At 73.9% G+C, this 17,227-nt stretch carries 15 protein-coding genes; 9 read left to right on the forward strand and 6 right to left on the reverse strand.

The annotated features are described in order from the left end of the window. Nucleotides 1-4 precede the first annotated feature (4 nt). From ACFYZQ_RS15210 to ACFYZQ_RS15220, 3 genes are all read left to right on the forward strand, one after another. A complete protein-coding gene (locus ACFYZQ_RS15210) occupies nucleotides 5-1,285 on the forward strand; it encodes an SGNH/GDSL hydrolase family protein (protein ID WP_389146777.1) in 1,281 nt (426 codons plus the stop codon). Between the two features lie 158 nt (nucleotides 1,286-1,443). After that, a complete protein-coding gene (locus tag ACFYZQ_RS15215) occupies nucleotides 1,444-2,976 on the forward strand; it encodes a protein phosphatase 2C domain-containing protein (protein WP_389146780.1) in 1,533 nt (510 codons plus the stop codon). Nucleotides 2,977-3,334: 358 nt separating this feature from the next. Then, nucleotides 3,335-3,784, forward strand: coding sequence for an ATP-binding protein (locus ACFYZQ_RS15220; RefSeq protein WP_389146783.1), 450 nt, complete (start codon nucleotides 3,335-3,337; stop codon nucleotides 3,782-3,784). 78 nt (nucleotides 3,785-3,862) lie between these two features. On the opposite strand, the gene ACFYZQ_RS15225 is transcribed toward ACFYZQ_RS15220, so the two are convergent. Together ACFYZQ_RS15225 and ACFYZQ_RS15230 are read right to left on the reverse strand one after the other, a co-directional pair. Next, the gene (locus tag ACFYZQ_RS15225) at nucleotides 3,863-4,909 is read right to left on the reverse strand and encodes a DUF2637 domain-containing protein (RefSeq protein ID WP_389146786.1); all 1,047 of its coding nucleotides are present in this window, start codon (nucleotides 4,907-4,909) and stop codon (nucleotides 3,863-3,865) included. Nucleotides 4,910-5,233: 324 nt separating this feature from the next. Continuing rightward, complete coding sequence (locus tag ACFYZQ_RS15230; protein ID WP_389146789.1) at nucleotides 5,234-6,067, reverse strand: (2Fe-2S)-binding protein; 834 nt, start codon at nucleotides 6,065-6,067, stop codon at nucleotides 5,234-5,236. Nucleotides 6,068-6,242: 175 nt separating this feature from the next. On the opposite strand from ACFYZQ_RS15230, the gene ACFYZQ_RS15235 reads away from it, so the two are divergent. Continuing rightward, nucleotides 6,243-7,043 carry a GntR family transcriptional regulator gene (locus ACFYZQ_RS15235; protein WP_389147380.1) on the forward strand — a complete coding sequence of 267 codons (801 nt, stop codon included), beginning with the start codon at nucleotides 6,243-6,245 and terminating at the stop codon, nucleotides 7,041-7,043. 325 nt (nucleotides 7,044-7,368) lie between these two features. Here ACFYZQ_RS15235 and ACFYZQ_RS15240 read toward each other — a convergent pair whose 3' ends face one another. The 3 genes from ACFYZQ_RS15240 to ACFYZQ_RS15250 form a co-directional block, all read right to left on the reverse strand. After that, entirely contained in the window at nucleotides 7,369-7,902 is a 534-nt protein-coding gene (locus tag ACFYZQ_RS15240; protein WP_389146791.1) for a DUF2231 domain-containing protein, read from the reverse strand. A 72-nt stretch (nucleotides 7,903-7,974) separates the two neighbouring features. Beyond that, a complete protein-coding gene (locus ACFYZQ_RS15245) occupies nucleotides 7,975-8,742 on the reverse strand; it encodes a hypothetical protein (protein ID WP_389146794.1) in 768 nt (255 codons plus the stop codon). Nucleotides 8,743-8,894: 152 nt separating this feature from the next. Then, nucleotides 8,895-10,568: a PucR family transcriptional regulator gene (locus ACFYZQ_RS15250; RefSeq protein WP_389146796.1), complete on the reverse strand. Its 1,674-nt coding sequence runs from the start codon at nucleotides 10,566-10,568 to the stop codon at nucleotides 8,895-8,897. A gap of 306 nt (nucleotides 10,569-10,874) precedes the next feature. Here ACFYZQ_RS15250 and ACFYZQ_RS15255 point away from each other — a divergent pair, with 306 nt between their 5' ends. The 4 genes from ACFYZQ_RS15255 to ACFYZQ_RS15270 all read left to right on the forward strand — a co-directional run bounded on the left by ACFYZQ_RS15255 (nucleotide 10,875) and on the right by ACFYZQ_RS15270 (nucleotide 15,961). Then, entirely contained in the window at nucleotides 10,875-11,765 is an 891-nt protein-coding gene (locus ACFYZQ_RS15255) for an FAD binding domain-containing protein (RefSeq protein WP_389146799.1), read from the forward strand. Then, the gene (locus ACFYZQ_RS15260; protein ID WP_389146801.1) at nucleotides 11,765-12,325 is read left to right on the forward strand and encodes a (2Fe-2S)-binding protein; all 561 of its coding nucleotides are present in this window, start codon (nucleotides 11,765-11,767) and stop codon (nucleotides 12,323-12,325) included. Before ACFYZQ_RS15255 ends, ACFYZQ_RS15260 begins: the two co-directional genes overlap by 1 nt. Before the next feature lie 5 nt (nucleotides 12,326-12,330). Then, the gene (locus ACFYZQ_RS15265) at nucleotides 12,331-14,709 is read left to right on the forward strand and encodes a xanthine dehydrogenase family protein molybdopterin-binding subunit (protein ID WP_389146804.1); all 2,379 of its coding nucleotides are present in this window, start codon (nucleotides 12,331-12,333) and stop codon (nucleotides 14,707-14,709) included. Between the two features lie 100 nt (nucleotides 14,710-14,809). Beyond that, the gene (locus ACFYZQ_RS15270; RefSeq protein ID WP_389146806.1) at nucleotides 14,810-15,961 is read left to right on the forward strand and encodes an XdhC family protein; all 1,152 of its coding nucleotides are present in this window, start codon (nucleotides 14,810-14,812) and stop codon (nucleotides 15,959-15,961) included. Nucleotides 15,962-15,986: 25 nt separating this feature from the next. Here the strand turns inward: ACFYZQ_RS15270 and ACFYZQ_RS15275 are convergent, their stop codons facing one another. Further along, complete coding sequence (locus ACFYZQ_RS15275; protein ID WP_389146809.1) at nucleotides 15,987-16,427, reverse strand: SRPBCC family protein; 441 nt, start codon at nucleotides 16,425-16,427, stop codon at nucleotides 15,987-15,989. Between the two features lie 114 nt (nucleotides 16,428-16,541). Between ACFYZQ_RS15275 and ACFYZQ_RS15280 the strand changes: the two genes are divergently transcribed. Next, nucleotides 16,542-17,183, forward strand: coding sequence for a phosphoribosyltransferase (locus tag ACFYZQ_RS15280; RefSeq protein WP_389146812.1), 642 nt, complete (start codon nucleotides 16,542-16,544; stop codon nucleotides 17,181-17,183). The last annotated feature ends 44 nt before the right edge of the window (nucleotides 17,184-17,227 follow it).

A 17,227-nucleotide genomic window follows, 5' to 3' on the forward strand; every position in this document is an offset into this window, starting at 1 on the left:
GGGCATGGTCAAGGGCGGGCGGGTCCTCGCGGCGGCGGTCGTCACGCTGATGGGGACGGCGACCGCGGCGACCGGGGCCGGTTCCGCCCCTCCCCGGGACTTCGCCGTCCGGCGCGCCTGGACCGGCAGCTGGGAGGCCGCGCCCACCGGCACCGGGGCCGCGCTTCCCGGTGCCGCCATCCGCAACGTGGTGCACCTCAGTGTCGGCGGGCGGGTTCTGCGGATCCGTGTGAGCAACCGGCTCGGCACCGCGCCCCTGACCCTCGGCGCGGTCACGGTCGCCCTGCGGCGGGCGGGGGGCCCGGACGCCGTACCCGGCTCGATGCGCACCGCCACCTTCCACGGCTCCCGGGCCGTCACCGTCCCGCCGGGCCGGGACCTGGTCACCGACCCGGTGCGGCTGGCGGTACCGGCCGCCGCCGATCTGCTCGTCACCGTCCGCCCCACCGCCGCGGGCCCCGCCACCTACCACCGCACCGCCCTTCAAACCGGCTACATCGCCCCCGACGGCGACGGCGACGGCTACATCGCCCCCGACGGCGGCGGCGATGGCGACAACGGCAGCGGCCGCGACGGCGTGGCCGCCGACGAGGACGGCAGCGCGTACACGGTCACCACCGGACACTGGTACTACGTCACCGGCGTCGACGTCCGCGGCCCGGTCGCCGGCAGTGTCGTCGCGTTCGGAGACTCCCTCACCGACGGCACCGGTACCACCCCCGACACCAACCACCGCTGGCCCGACCTGCTCGCCGAGCGCCTGCGCACGCTGCCCCCGCCCCGCCGCCCGGGAGTGCTCAACGCCGGGATCGCCGGCAACCGTCTGCTGCTCGACGGCACAGGGCCGAGTGCCCTGGCCCGGCTCGACGCCGATGCCCTCACGCGGGCCGGGGTGCGGACGCTGATCCTGCTGGAGGGCATCAACGACATCATCAGGGGCACCCCCCAGGCCGGCGACGTCCGGGCCTTCGAGGAGGCCTACCGGACGATCGTGGCCCGCGCGCACGCCCGCGGGATCCGGGTCGTCGGGGCCACCCTCACTCCGTACGGCGGTCATCCGGCCTTCACCACGGCGAGGGAGGCGGTACGGGAGCAGGTCAACGCCTTCATCCGGACGGGCGGCACCTTCGACGCCGTGGCCGACTTCGACGCGGCCGTCCGCGATCCGCGCCGGCCGCAGCGGATCCTGCCCGCCTACGACTCCGGGGACCACCTGCACTTCGACGACGCGGGCGCACGGGCGCTGGCCCACACGGTCGACCTGGCGGGCCTGGTCCTCGGATGAGGTGACCCACTCGGCACCACCGCACCTCCCTTCATCAACTCGCCTCCCACGTACGGCCGTTCGACGGTTCACTCGGCGCGTCACGCAAGGCCGGAAGCCGCGCCGGATTTTCCGGATGCCCCGTTTTCATCCGGCCCGGGCGGTGGACAATTGGGGGCATGAAGCAGCAGGGGGGCAGGCCGACCCGTCATGAAGACGATTGGTGGCGGCAGTTGTACGACGAGTCGGCCCCGGACACGGGCCCCACGGCCGAGGCCGATTCCCTGGACGACCGCTTCGCCTCGGCGGCGGGAGCGGTCGGCGACCCGCCGGGTGGAACCGGTGTGCGGGAGGAGGGCACGGACGGAGGCCCCGGCGGGCCCGACGAGAACTCCGGTGACCGGCCCACGGCGGCAACCGCACCACCGGAGGCGCCCCGCGGGAACGCGGTCCCGCCGCAGCGCCCCCCGTGGAACCCGCTCCCCGCCACACCTCCCGCCCCCACCACCCTCCCGCCCGGTCCAAAGCCTCCCGGGTTCACGGAGGCGCCGCACGAGGAGCCCCCGGCGGCGACCGCGTCCCGCGCCCCCGCCGAACCGCCGCCGCCCTCGGCACCACCGCAGCCCGCCGAGCCGGCCGAGCTCGCCGTGACCCCCTCCGCCCCGGAGGGCACCGTGGACGCCCCCGCGGACCCTCACCCCGCCACCCACCTCGACCTCCCCGCCCAGCCGCCGCCCCCCGTCGGCGTCGACTACGTCGGCTCCGGGCCGCCGACCTACGACCCCGAACCCACCGCGCTGCCCGCCGCCGACCCGGAGGAGCTGGCCGAACTGGTCGCGGACACCGTGCTGGACGGGGCGCGCTACGGGGCCTGCACACTGCGGGCCGCGTCCGTGCGCGGGGACTCCGCGCGGTTCAGGGGTGAGCCGCGCCGTGACTCGCTGCTGACCGCGCGGTTCGGCAGCGGGGAACAGGCTCTGGTCCTGGTGGCGATGGCGACCGGAGCCCGCGCCACGCCGGGTGCGCACCGGGCGGCGGCCGAGGCATGTCAGTGGATCGGGCGGGCCGTCGGACGCAGTCACGCAAGGCTGGTGGAGGACATCCGGGCCGGCCGACGCGGCGACCTCAAGTCAGGCCTGCACCGGCTCACCGACCGCAGCCTCGGCAGACTCCGCGCCAGCGCCACGGAACAGGGCGTCGACCCGGAGGAGTACGGGGCCACCCTGCGGTGCCTGCTGCTGCCCGCCCATCCCGACTGCCGTACGCGCGTGTTCTTCGGCGTCGGCGCGGGCGGACTGTTCCGGTTGCGCGGCGGCCAGTGGCAGGACATGGAGCCGCAGGTCACCGCCGCCGCCACGGCCGGCGAGCCCGTCGTCGGCTTCGGCTCGCCGCCGGCCGAGACGCCGGAGGGCGACCGGCTCACCATGGACCTCGGCATACCGACACCGCCGAGCCCCTTCGAACCGGCCCCGCAGCCGCCTCGCGAACCGTTCCGCTTCCGCGCCTCCGTCGCCCGGCCGGGTGACGCGCTGCTGATGTGCACCGAGGGCCTCGCCGACCCGCTGCGCGGCGAGGCCGCCCTCTGTGCCTATCTGGCACGACGCTGGTCCGGCCGCGCCGCGCCCGGCCTCGCGGAGTTCCTCGCGGACACCCAGGTACGGGTGAAGGGCTACGCCGACGACCGCACGGTGGCCGCGGTGTGGGAGGCATGACCCCGGTTCCGTGACGGCCGCCGTGCCCGGCCAGGCGCCCGGCGACCGGTGGATTCCGGCCAGATTCACGGGGCCGACCGCGGTCGCCGGGACGGGAAGCGGGTGCCCGACTCCGGCGTGCCGGGACGCCCGTGACGTACTGGAGGGGCAGGTTCGCCCGGAACGCGCTTGCCCCGGCGCTCGAGCCGCGCCTCAGCCGCGGTGGACCCGTGGCCGAACCGCTGGTCATCAGGGACACGACATGACTGCCCATCGGCTCATGGGGCATGGATCCCCGTGAACGTGTTCGACCAGGAGGGGCAACGGCGACGGCGTGCGGGCGGGGGACATGAAGAGGCAGGCACGAGGAGGCGGACCCGTGACCATCGGGGTCTCCTCCACGAGGCAGGCGGGGGAAGATGCCGACGAGACGGAACGGACGCGACCGCCCCAACTGAGGCGGAGACTGGGACGGGCGGACCTGCGGGCGGTACCCGAGGCCCGCAGGGCGCTGCGCGAACTCCTCACGCACTGGGGAAAGCCGGGGCGCTCCGAGATAGCCGAACTGCTCACCAGCGAACTCGTCACCAACGCGCTCGTGCACACCGACCACGAGGCCTTACTGACGGCCGTGGTCGGACAACACGGATTACGCGTGGAGGTACGGGACTTCGTCGCCCGCAGGCCCCGCCTGTGCATGCCGGACGCCGACGACGGCACGCATGGCCGGGGCCTGCTCCTGGTGCAGTCCCTCGCGGACGCGTGGGGCGTACGGGCCCACGGGGTGGGAAAGGCGGTGTGGTTCGAACTCGACGCGGAGGCCGCGTGAACGGCACCGGGTCATGAACGGGGCGGGGGCGTGACCTTGAAGGTCACGCCCCCGCCCCGGTGGTCCGGCTCCTGATGGCTAGCCGAACTGCTGCTCGAGGTCCTTGAGCTTGCGCTCCAGGGAGTCGAGGCGCGGCAGGGCCATGGTGTCGTCCTCCGCGGTCAGGTCGACCGTCACTGGGTCAGCCCCTGTGCGGGCCGGTTGAAGGGAGGGCCGTGAGCGAACGGGCAGCGGCTCGGGCGTGGATATGGCAGGCTCCGCGGTGACCTGGTCGGAGACGCGCTCCAGCGTGGCCTGGGCCTCCACCTGGCGGCCGCCCCCGCGGCCGGCGAAGCCCCGGTGGCCGCGGCTGATCGCCTTGAGCTGGGCGCGCTCGACCCGCTGCTGGTCGCGGCGACGACGGCGCGTCTCCTCCTTCTGGCGCTTGTCCTCGCGCACCTCCTCGACCGCCTCGTCCAGGCTGCGTACGCCCTCCAGGAGCATCAGCGACCAGGCCTTGTAGGTCTCCCGGGGTGCCCGCATCCAGCGGACGACACGGATCTGCGGCAGCGGACGCGGCACCAGGCCCTGCTCGCGCAGCGCGGCCCGGCGGGTCTGCTTCAGGGCGCGGTCGAAGAGCACCGCCGCCGACAGCGACATACCGGAGAAGAACTGCGGGGCGCCCGCGTGGCCGACGCCCCTCGGGGCGTGCACCCAGTTGAACCAGGCGGCGGCGCCGGCGAACGTCCATACGAGGATGCGGGAGCCGAGTGCCGCGTCACCGTGGCTGGCCTCGCGCACCGCGAGCACGGAGCAGAACATCGCCGCCCCGTCCAGGCCGAACGGGACCAGGTACTCCCAGCCGCCGGTCAGACCGAGGTTCTGCTGGCCGAAGCCGACCAGGCCGTGGAAGGAGAGGGCGGCGGCGACCGCCGCACAGCAGAACAGAAGGACGTAGGAGGCCGTGCCGTATATGGCTTCCTTGCGCCTGCGGCGCTCTTCGCTGCGCTCCCACGAGTCGTCCGCGCTCGCGTTCTCCCCGGAGGAGCGCTTGCCGCGCGCGAGCACCGCCACCGCCGCCAGCATGCCCAGGAGCAGCACGGCGCCGGGTAGCAGCCAGTTCAGCGATATGTCGGTCAGTCTCATCTGGGGTCCCTTGCATTGGGATAGGGCGTAACGCCCGCCATAGTGGCCCAACCCCACCGGCCCTCAGGGGGTTTCGGGGCAAGAGGCCGCCAAGGAGGTGCAAGGGGATGCGCAGGGCAGCGTTCTGCTCGAACTGCCGCTTGAGGGGCGGGAGTTGCGTTCGAATAAGAGTACCCGTGCGGATGGTTCCGCGGAAAGTTCCCGTGACGGGTGAGGAATGTGTGAATCACCTGCCCGTCTGCGGGACGTGCGGCGGATCCCTGTGGGTGCTCCGACCGCGGTGATCCTAGTGGACCGGAAAACCGGTCCCACCCTGAGGGTGCCTCAAGCGGCGGCGGCTGAGGTCAGTTTGGCGATGCGGTCGGTGTCGCAGGTGCGCGGGCAGGTGGCGCACGTGTCCTCGGGGCGCAGGGTGTAGAACATGCAGCAGCTCGCCCGGTCCCGAGTGGGCAGGGGGTCGCCGTCCGGGCCGGCGAGGGTGCGGAAGGCGGCGGAGCCGACGTACGGCCGGGTGGCGCCCGGCAGCAGCAGTTCCAGCTCCCGCACGGCCCGCTCCTCCTCGCCGAGCAGGTGGGCGACGTACCACAGCCCCTCGACCAGCTCGTCGGTCGCCATGCCCCACAGTGCTCGCCCGCGCCGCCGCATCCGCGGTCCGAACCCGGCGAGCACGGGCTCCAGGTGCTCGGCCGCCGCCGCCCGCACCTCGGCCCGCAGCGCCTCCTCGTCCGGCACCACGACCGCGCCGGGCGACGCCGCCGCCGGATCGCCCGGGAGACAGGCGAAGGAGGCGGGGCGGACGGCCATGCGGCCGGCGGTGCGGTCGTACGAGACGTGGGTCACGGGCAGCCGGGGCACCCGCCGGTTCAGGAACCACGGCACGGTGATCAGCAGGCAGGCGGGCCAGGCGTAGCGGTGCAGCCCGAAGCTCGCCACGACGTCGGGCCGGGCCCGCTGTCCGTAGTCCCGCAGCACCTGCGCCTCGTCCCAGGCCAGGAAGGCCGCGAGGTCCGCCCCGTCGTCCGTGAGCGAGGCGGTCCGGATCCAGTCGCCGCCGCGCGGGGCGGGCTCCTCGGGGCCCAGCTCCGTGACGGTCAGGCCCGGGTACACCTCGGCGAGGCGGGCGTAGGCGGCGGAGAAGGGCGAGGCCGGGACGGGCACGGGGCACCACCGATTCGGGGGACGGGCGGGCGAACGGCATTTGAAGCCAGGCAAGCCTAACCTTACTGACAGGTGGGGAAGTTTGAACTGTCGCCCCGTGCGCCTAAGGTGCTTGACGGACGAGTAACAACTCGTCGTAATGACCCCAAGTGCCGACAAGCCGGAGGAGGACCCCGTGAAGCAGGGCGTGCAGGGCTCCGGCGACACGGGCGTGCCGGGCCTCCGGGACGGGGCCCGCGTGCCGCGGCAGACCCGGGCGCAGGACGTGGACCGGCAATGGGAGAACCCACGTCCCCCGGTGGCACGCGGCGAGCACACGCACGGCGAGCCGCCCGTCCCGCGGCCCCGCTCGGCGGTGCAGCGGTCCTCGGTGCGCGGCCAGATCCTCGACGCCCTGCGTCACGCGCTGGTGGCGGGAGACCTGAAGCCCGGCGAGGTGTACTCCGCGCCAGCGCTCGGGGAGCGGTTCGGGGTCTCCGCGACGCCCGTACGGGAGGCCATGCAGCAGCTGACCCTGGAGGGCGCGGTGGAGGTCGTGCCCAACCGGGGTTTCCGGGTGGCGGTGCGCGGCGCGCGGGAGCTGGCCGAACTGGCCGAGGTCCGGGCGCTGATCGAGGTGCCGGTGATGATGCGGCTCGCCCGCACGGTGCCCGCGGAACGCTGGGCCGAGCTCAGACCGCTGGCCGAGGAGACGGCCCGTGCGGCGACCTCGGGGTGCCCGGCGACGTACGCCGAGTCCGACCGGGCCTTCCACCGGGCGGTGCTGGGCCTGTCCGGGAACGAGCAGCTCGTGCAGATCGCGGAGGATCTGCACCGACGGGCGCAGTGGCCCCTCGTCGGCGGCCCCGTACGGCATGGCCGCGCCGACCTCGTCGCGGACGCGGCCGAGCACACGGCCTTGCTGGACGCGCTGATCGCCGAGGACCTGGCGACCGTGCGGGCCCTGGTGGGGGAACACTTCGCGGGCGCGGTCTGAGGGCACGCCCACTTCGTCAGGCAGGGCCGAACACTGGCCTGCCCCACCCAGCCCCTCTCGGGGTCCCCCGGGGAGTTTCGACAGCGAGGCCGTCCAGGCCGATGAGCCCCGGTGCGAACCCCTGGTGGGGCCCGGGGGCGAAGCCCCGGCGGGGTCCGCGGCCGAAGGCTTGGCGGGGTCCGGGGCCGAAGGCCTGGCGGGGTGCGGGGACGGAGCCCCGCGGGGGTCCCAGGGGGCACAGCCCCCTGGCGGGGCTGAAGGGGCGGAGCCCCTGGGACGGGAAAGGGTAGGGGCGGAGGGGGCGAAAAACCCCGTCAGCCCCCCGTCAGTCCCCGTCCCCCGAGTGGCTCGCGGTCTTGGAGAAGCTGTCGTGCCACGCGGCCTTCGCGCCGGAGTCGCCGATGCGGTAGACGTCGACCACGGCGCCCGCGGCAACGGCCAGCGACAGCACCGCCACGACGACCCGCACCGGCGAGGCCGCCCACCGGGTGGCAATCCCCGCGCCGTCGCCCTCCACGGCACCGGCCGACGCCGCACCGGCCCGCCGGCCCGCCCACCACACCACCGCCGCCAGCACGAACAGTCCGAGGGCCCAGGGCAGCAGCCCGTCGCCCAGTTCGGTGTGCCGCCGCACCAGCGCGTTGCTCTCGACATGCGCCTCGAGCCATTCACCGGCGTGCGTGGTCAGCGGAACGCTGACCAGCGACACGAGCGCGAGCAGCGGCAGCAGCACGCCCAGTCTGCGGGCGGCCGGCGGCCACAGCGCACTGGCCACCAGGGCCAGCGCGGTCAACGGCACCAGTACGACCACGACATGGACGAGGAGGACGTGCGCGGGCAGTCCGTTGATGAGGTTCATCGGGGCGTTCCCTCCGGGGCTCGGGCGCGCCAGCCTGGCACAGCAACCTCTCAGGCGGCTCTGAGTTTCCCCTCAGGCGGTGGCCACCCCCGGCGTCGGCGGCGCCAGCTGCCGGGCCAGCCACGTGGGCACGCCGCCGAGCAGGCGGAACAGACGGCGGGCCTCCTCGCGCAGGCGGGACGCCTCCGGCTCGGTCTCCGTGTCCGCCAGGGAGGCCAGCGCGGGGGCCGTGCCCACCAGGTAGCCGAGCTCCTCGCGGATGCGGAGGGACTCGGCGAAACCGTGCCGGGCCTCCGCCAACTCGCCGTCCCGCAGGGCGAGTCCCGCCAGATGCCGCCAGGTGAAGGACAGCAGCAGCGGATCGGAGTGCGCGGCGGCGCCGACGTGGGCCCGGCGGTAGGCGGCGCGGGCCGCCTGCGGTGAACGGGCCAGGTTCTCGGCGATCAGCCCGCGCCGGAAGTCCAGCAGGGCCCGGCCGGCAGCGTCCGGCGGGATCAGCGCGGCGGCCCGGCCGAGCGCGGCCCGCGCCTCGTCGGCCCGGTCGCGCACCCCGTGCAGGGTGGCCGCGTAGGCGAGCTGCCCGCGCTCGCAGGCGGCGGCCCCCCGCGCCTCGTCGTCCCGGGCCAGCGCCTCGGCGGTGCGCAGCGCGTCCTCCGCCTCCTGCCACCCCCGCTCGGTGTACAGGCACCGTTCCACGAGCAGCCCGGCGCGCTGCAGCGCGGCGGCGGCGGTGTCCGGCCGGAGCAGGGCCGCCGCGTCGGCCCAGCAGGCCCGCGAGCGCAACCGCCATACCGCGGTCTGGAGAGGATCGTCACCGGCGGTCGTTCCGTTCCCAGACATGGCGGAGTGCGCCACGTTGCCCTCCTCGAGCACGCCATCGAGCTTCTGAGTGGTGGCCGCATTCCAGCACCGATCGACGGCCGGGCCAAGGGGCTGGGTGAAAGTTTTCACAAAGTGACGGGAGTGATCTGCTCCCGGATCACTTGCCGCGCTCAGCTCATCCGCAGCGCCAGGAAGAAGTCGAGCTTGTCCTCCAGCCGGGACAGGTCACGCCCCGTCAACTGCTCGATCCGGCCCACGCGGTAGCGCAGCGTGTTGACGTGCAGGTGCAGCCGGGTGGCGCAGCGGGTCCAGGAGCCGTCGCAGTCGAGGAACGCCTCCAGGGTCGGTATCAGCTCGGCCCGGTGCCGGCGGTCGTAGTCCCGGAGGGGGTCCAGGAGCCGTGCGGTGAACGCCCGGCGTACGTCGTCCGGGACGAAGGGGAGCAGCAATACGTGCGAGGCCAGCTCCTGGTGGCCCGCCGCGCACACCCGGCCCGGGCGGGCCGCCGCCACCCGCCGGGCGTGCCGGGCCTCCTCCAGCGCCCCACGCAGCCCCTCCGCCGAGTGCACGGCCGCGCTGACGCCGAGTGTGACCCGCCCGTCGTCGTCGAGCCCCGCCGACAGCGGCTGCCGCACGGACTCCAGGAGCGCCTCGGCGAGGACCCCGGCCTCCGAGCCGTCGTGCTCGACGGACACCGCCGGAAGCGGCACCAGCGCGACCGCCTCGTCACCGGAGTGCGCGACGGCGATCCGGTCGGAGGGCTCGGGCCCGGTCGTCCGGGGATCCACCAGGACCTCCTCCAGCAGCGACTGGGCCACCTGTCCGCCGTCGACCTCCCCGCCGTCCCACTCGACGCGGGCCACCACCACCTGCCAGTGCGGGGCCGCGCCGAGGCCCGGCAGCAGCACCGGCGCCGCGACCCGCAGCCGGGCCGCGATCTCGGCGGGCGGCGCACCCGTCTGCACCAGCTCCAGGACCTCCTGCGCGAGCCGCCGCCGGACCGTGCGCGCCGCGTCCCGCCGGTCCCGCTCCACCGCGATCAGCTGCGTGACGCCCTGCAGCAGGTCCAGGCGCTCCCCGGGCCAGTCACCGGCGTCGGCCTCGACGGCCAGCAGCCAGTCCGACAGCACCGTCTCGCGTACGTCCCGAGCGGCCTGCGGGGAGCGGCCGCCGCTGCGGATCGGGAAGAGGGAGTACGTCGTATGGCCCAGCGCGGTCCGGTGCGGCCCGCGGCGGCCGGTGCGCTGGGCGGCGAGGTGCTCGGCGGCGAGCCGGGCGCACATATCGGCGGGCAGCGCCGGGCCGGGGGTCTTGGGGCCCGCGATGAGGCGGCCGGTCGGCGACAGCACCCAGGCGCGCAGGTCCAGGTCCGAGCCGAGCAGGTCCAGGACGACGTCCGGGCCGCCGCCGGCCGGGCCGGACGTCATCATCCGGCGGTGCCGGTCCACCACGGCCGCGAGGTCCCCGGCGCGCTCACCGGAGACCTGCCGTACGACGTGCTCGGTGATCGTCGCGAACGCAACCGACTCGTGCACCGCGAACAGCGGCAGCCGGTGCCGGGCGCAGGCCACGACCAGGTCGTCCGGGACGTCCCCGAGCTCGGCCTCACCGGCGGCGAGGGCGGCCACGCCGGCCTGCACCAGGATCCGTACGAAAGGCTCGGAGTCCGCGGCGTCCCGGCGCCAGGCCAGACCCGTCAGCACCAGCTCACCGCCGGAGAGGTAGCGGCTGGGGTCCCGCAGGTCGGTGGTCATCACGCCGCGGACGGCGCGGTCCAGCTCGTCCTCGCCGCCGAGCAGCCGCAGGCCCAGCGCGTCGGTGTCCAGCAGTGCGCGCAGCCGCATTCTCGTCCGCCGTTCTGTGTCTCGAAAACTACGATGGATTCTGGAGGGTCTGGTGGGTCTCGTGGGGTCCGGGCCCGGTGATGTTTCCACGGGAAGACGCAGAGGTTGCCGATGACCTCGGTTCATACGAATCTACAAGACGATCGCTCTGGCCAGCGAACTCCTTCATGGTTTCCGTGACTGACCCCGTCGGAGCACAGCGCGGTGTACTGGCCCCGTCCAGCGTGAACAGCTCAAGTGCGAGCCGGGCCCACCGCACCCGATCTGGCTCGAACCGTACGACCGAGACGAGGAAGAGAGCCGGTCATGGACTTCCTTCGCCCCGCCGGCTGGGAGGAGGCGCTCGCCGCGAAGGCCGAGCACCCCACCGCCGTGCCCATCGCGGGCGGCACCGACGTGATGGTCGAGATCAACTTCGACCACCGCAGACCCGAGTACCTCCTCGACCTGAACCGCGTCACCGACCTCTACGAATGGGAGGTCGGCGAGGACAGCGTGCGGCTGGGCGCCTCGGTCCCCTACACCCGGATCATGGAGGACCTGCGGGCCGAACTGCCGGGCCTGGCCCTCGCCTCGCACACGGTCGCCTCCCCGCAGATCCGCAACCGCGGCGGCGTCGGCGGCAACCTGGGCACCGCCTCCCCGGCCGGTGACGCCCACCCCGCGCTGCTCGCGGCGGGCGCGCAGGTCGAGGCCGAGTCGGTGCGCGGCTCCCGGCTGATCCCGATCGACGAGTTCTACACCGGTGTGAAGCGCAACGCGCTGGCGCCCGACGAACTGATCCGGGCGGTGCACATCAAGAAGGCCGACGGCCCGCAGCAGTACTCGAAGGTCGGCACCCGCAACGCCATGGTCATCGCGGTCTGCGCCTTCGGCCTCGCACTGCACCCCGCGACGCGCACCGTGCGCACCGGCATCGGCTCCGCCGCCCCGACCCCCGTACGGGCGAAGACCGCCGAGGAGTTCCTGAACGCTGCGCTCGAGGAGGGCGGCTTCTGGGACAACGGCAGGATCATCACGCCCTCGGTCGCCAAGCGGTTCGCGGACCTGTGCTCCGCCGCCTGCAACCCGATCGACGACGTCCGGGGCACCGCGAGCTACCGCCGCCACGCGGTCGGCGTCATGGCCCGGCGCACGCTGACCTGGACCTGGGAGTCGTACCGCGGCGCCCGCCGTGGCACGGAGGGAGCCGCCTGATGCGCGTCGAATTCACCGTCAACGGACGTCCGCACCGGGCCGACGACGTCTGGGAGGGCGAGTCCCTGCTGTACGTGCTCAGGGAGCGCCTCGGCCTCCCCGGTTCGAAGAACGCCTGCGAGCAGGGCGAGTGCGGTTCCTGCACGGTCCGGCTGGACGGCGTACTGGTGTGCTCCTGTCTGGTCGCGGCGGGGCAGGTGGAGGGCCGTGAGGTCGTGACGGTCGAGGGGCTGGCGGACCACGCCGAGCAGCGGTCGTGCGGTACGACGCGGGCGGCGGGCACCGACTCCCGGACCGGCGGGTGCACCGACTCCCGGACCGGCGAGGGCCCCCGGCTCGCCCCGATCCAGCAGGCCTTCATCGACGCCGGCGCCGTCCAGTGCGGCTTCTGCACCCCGGGCCTGCTGGTCGCCGCCGACGAGATGCTGGAGCGCAACCCGGACCCGACCGACGAGGACATCCGCGAGGCCCTCTCGGGGAACCTGTGCCGCTGCACCGGCTACGAGAAGATCATGGACGCGGTCCGCCTGGCGGCCGCCCGGCAGGGAGAGGCGGTCTGACCCCGATGCCCAACGGCGCTCCCACCGAGATCACCCAGGACGCGCGGACCGAGGGCGGCGTCGGGGAGTCCACGCTCCGCCCCGACGGCACCCTCAAGGTCACCGGCGAGTTCGCTTACTCGTCCGACATGTGGCACGAGGACATGCTCTGGGGCCAGATCCTGCGCTCCACCGTCGCCCACGCCGAGATCGTCTCCATCGACACGGCCGAGGCCCTGGCCACGCCGGGCGTGTACGCCGTCATGACCTACGACGACCTGCCGACCGGCGTACGGAACTACGGCCTGGAGATCCAGGACACCCCGGTCCTCGCGCACGGCAAGGTCCGCCACCACGGCGAGCCGGTCGCGATCGTCGCCGCCGACCACCCGGAGACCGCCCGCCGCGCCGCCGCGAAGATCAGGGTCGAGTACCGCGAGCTGCCGGTGATCACCGACGAGGCCTCCGCCACCGCACCGGACGCGGTCCTCGTCCACGACAACCGCACCGACCACCACATCGGCCACGTCCCGCACCCCAACATCGTGCACCGCCAGCCGATCGTCCGCGGCGACGCCGACGAGGCCGCGAAGCGGGCCGATGTGATCGTGACGGGCGAGTACCACTTCGGCATGCAGGACCAGGCCTTCCTCGGCCCGGAGTCCGGGCTGGCCGTACCCGAGGAGGACGGCGGCGTCCACCTCTACATCGCCACCCAGTGGCTGCACGCGGACCTCCGCCAGATCGCACCCGTCCTCGGTCTGCCCGAGGACAAGGTCCGGATGACCCTGGCGGGCGTCGGCGGCGCCTTCGGCGGCCGCGAGGACCTGTCGATGCAGATCCACGCCTGCCTGCTGGCCCTGCGCACCGGCAAACCCGTCAAGATCGTCTACAACCGCTTCGAGTCCTTCTTCGGGCACGTCCACCGCCATCCCGCGAAGCTGTACTACGAGCACGGCGCCACCAAGGACGGCAGGCTGACGCACGTCAGAGCCCGGATCGTCCTCGACGGCGGCGCGTACGCGTCCTCATCCCCGGCCGTCGTGGGCAACGCCGCCTCCCTCGGCGTCGGCCCGTACCGGGTCGACGACGTCGCCGTCGAGGCCCTCGCCCTCTACACCAACAACCCACCCTGCGGGGCCATGCGCGGCTTCGGCGCCGTCCAGGCGTGTTTCGCGTACGAGGCGCAGATGGACAAGCTGGCGAAGCGGCTCGGCATGGACCCGGTGGAGCTGCGCCGGCTGAACGCCATGGAGCAGGGCACGCTCATGCCGACGGGCCAGCCGGTGGACTCGCCCGCTCCCGTCGCCGAACTCCTGCGCCGGGTCAAGGCGATGCCCATGCCGCCGGAGCGCCAGTGGGAGAGCAGCGAGGGCGCGGACGTACGGCAGCTTCCCGGCGGTCTGTCCAACACCACGCACGGCGAAGGCGTCGTACGAGGTGTGGGCTACGCGGTCGGCATCAAGAACGTCGGCTTCTCCGAGGGCTTCGACGACTACTCCACCGCCCGGGTCCGTATGGAGGTCGTCGCGGGCGAACCCGTCGCCACCGTGCACACGGCGATGGCGGAGGTCGGCCAGGGCGGCGTCACCGTGCACGCGCAGATCGCCCGGACCGAGCTGGGAGTCGCCCAGGTCACCATCCACCCGGCGGACACCCGGGTGGGCAGCGCCGGTTCCACCTCCGCGTCACGCCAGACCTACGTCACCGGCGGCGCCGTCAGGAACTCCTGCGCGCTGGTGCGCGAGAGGATCCTGGACCTCGGCCGCCGCAGGTTCGGTACGTACCACCCCGCCTGGGCCACCGCCGAGCTGCTCCTGGAGGGCGGCAAGGTCGTCACCGACGCGGGCGAGGTCCTCGCCGACCTGGCGGACGTGCTCGACGGCGAGGTCGTCGAGGTCGAGGCCGAGTGGCGGCACCGCCCGACCGAGCCCTTCGACCTGCGCACCGGCCAGGGCAACGGCCACGTCCAGTACTCCTTCGCCGCGCACCGGGCCGTCGTCGAGGTCGACACCGAGCTCGGCCTGGTGAAGGTCGTCGAGCTGGCCTGCGCCCAGGACGTCGGCAAGGCGCTCAACCCGCTGTCGGTCACCGGCCAGATCCAGGGCGGCACCACCCAGGGTCTGGGCGTGGCGGTGATGGAGGAGATCATCGTCGATCCGAGGACGGCGAAGGTCAGGAACCCCTCCTTCACGGACTATCTGATCCCGACCATCCTGGACACGCCGGCCATCCCGGTCGACGTCCTCGAACTCGCCGACCACCACGCTCCGTACGGGCTGCGCGGCGTCGGCGAGGCCCCCACCCTGTCGTCGACCCCGGCCGTCCTCGCGGCGATCCGCGACGCGACGGGGCTGGAGCTGAACCGGACGCCGGTCCGTCCGGAACACCTCACGGGTACATGATCCGACGAGAGTCGAGCAGGTGAGTGTGCTGAGGCATCTTCCCGGGCCGTTTCACCCTCCAACCTGATGGAGAGCCGCCGCGATCGAGGAGAACCGACAGATGCTGGACATCGCCGAGGAACTGCACCGGTGGGTCGCACAGGGCCGTGACTTCGCCGTCGCCACCGTGGTGGCGGTCGGCGGGAGCGCCCCGCGCCGGCCCGGCGCCGCCCTCGCGGTGGACTCCGACGGCACGGCGATCGGCTCGGTCTCCGGCGGCTGTGTGGAGGGCGCCGTGTACGACCTGTGCCGGCAGGCCCTGGAGGACGGCGAGCCCGTGCGGGAGCGCTTCGGGTACAGCGACGAGGACGCCTTCGCCGTCGGCCTGACCTGCGGCGGAGTCATCGACATCCTGGTCACGCCGGTGCGGGCGGGGGACCCCGTCCGTACGGTGGCCGCGGCCGCGCTCGCCGCCGCCGCGCGCGGGGAGGCGGTGGCGGTGGCGCGGATCGTCGCGGGCCCGGCCGCACTCCTCGGCAGGGCGCTGCTGGTGCGGGCCGACGGCTCCCGCGAGGGCGGTTTCGGCGGGCGGCCCGAGCTGGACCGCACGGTGGCCGCCGAGACGACGGCCCTCCTGGACGCGGGCCGTACCGGCACCCTGGAGATCGGCGCACAGGGCTCCCGCTGCGGGGCCCCGCTGACGGTACTGGTCGAGTCGTCGGTCCCGCCGCCCCGGATGATCGTCTTCGGCGCGATCGACTTCGCGTCCGCGCTGGTCCGCGTCGGCAAGTTCCTGAACCACCACGTGACCGTGTGCGACGCCCGTCCCGTCTTCGCCACCCGGGCCCGTTTCCCCGAGGCGGACGAGATCGTCGTGGAGTGGCCCCACCAGTACCTGGAGCGCACGCACGTCGACCGCCGTACCGTCCTGTGCGTGCTGACTCACGACGCGAAGTTCGACGTACCGCTGCTGAAGCTGGCGCTGCGTCTGCCCGTGGCGTACGTCGGCGCGATGGGCTCCCGCCGGACCCACCTCGACCGCAACGAGCGCCTGCGCGAGGTCGGTGTCACCGAACTGGAACTGGCCCGTCTGCACTCACCGATCGGGCTCGACCTCGGCGCCCGTACGCCGGAGGAGACCGCTCTGTCCATCGCCGCGGAGATCGTCGCGCACCGGCGCGGCGGCACCGGCGTGCCGCTGACCGGCGCGCACACACCGATCCACCACGACACGAACCCGGCACCGACCCGGCGGATCGGCGAGGTGGCCTAGCCCCGCACTGATGGGGGGAGCCCCGTCACGGCCTGCGCAGCAGCGCGTTCACCGCCCGTCCGAACACCGCGCGGGACGCCGCGGCCAGGGGCCGGTCGAAGGCGGCGGGCAGTCCGCGTACCCGCAGTTCCTCCCGCCACAGGACGCGCGTACGGCCGCCGGGGCCCGGGTGCACCTCCAGTTCGGCCCAGCCCAGCACCACGCGGCCCCGCTTGACCAGGCGGCACAGTCCGGGCTCGCCGTCCCGCGGCGGGCGCCAGACGGTGACCTCCATGGGGTCGTCGAAGGCGAGCGGTCCGACCCCGGAACGCGCCACGACCAGCGTGCCCTCACGGGTCGGCGGGTCCGTGACCACGCTGATCCGGGTCAGGGGGACGGCGTCGCCGTGCCGCGACCACCGAGTGAGCCGGCGCCACGCCTCGTCGGCGGGAAGCGGTGCCGTGCGTTCGAGGAGGAAGGTGACCACGGCACGATCGTAGGGAACCGCCGGCTCCATCGCCGGTACACCTCGTATGTCCCGTATACGGCGATTTGCAGCCACCATGGAAGGAGAAGACCCAGCCCCGCGAGAGGAAGACAGATGCGCTTCCAGGACCGCAGACAGGCCGGACGGGAACTGGCCGCACGGCTGCGCGTCGAGCAGGAGCAGGGCACCCTGCCGGACCCCTTCGTCCTGGCCCTGCCCCGCGGTGGCGTCGCGGTGGCCGAGGAGGTCGCGCGGGCGCTGGACGCCCCCCTCGACGTACTCGTCGTACGCAAGATCGGCGCCCCCTTCCACGAGGAGTTCGGCGTCGGCGCGATCGCCGGGGACGACCCGCCGCTCCTCGACGAGGAGACCGTGCGGCGGCTCGGCCTGAGCGAGGCGGCGCTCGCCCCGGTGGTGGCGCGTGAACGCGCCGAACTGCACCGCCGCGAGCGGCGCTACCGGCAGGGCCGCCCGCCGCCCGACCTCACCGGACGCACCGTGATCGTCGTCGACGACGGGCTGGCCACCGGCTCCACCGCACGCGCCGCCCTGCGACACGTACGCCGCCGGGCGCCCGCCCGCCTCGTCCTGGCCGTGCCCGTCGGCCCCCCCGCCTCGCTGGACCTGCTGCGCGACGAGGCCGACGACGTGGTCTGCGTGCACCGGCCGGCTTCCTTCACCGCCGTCGGCCAGTGGTACGAGGACTTCGGGCAGATGACCGACGCCGAGGTGCTCGACGCCCTGCACGCGCACTGACCCGCCGGTCTCCCGCTGTCCGGCGTCGTCCGCCGTCACCTCCG

Origin of the sequence: Streptomyces sp. NPDC001843 (genome assembly GCF_042891955.1) — a bacterium.
Classification (GTDB): domain Bacteria; phylum Actinomycetota; class Actinomycetes; order Streptomycetales; family Streptomycetaceae; genus Streptomyces.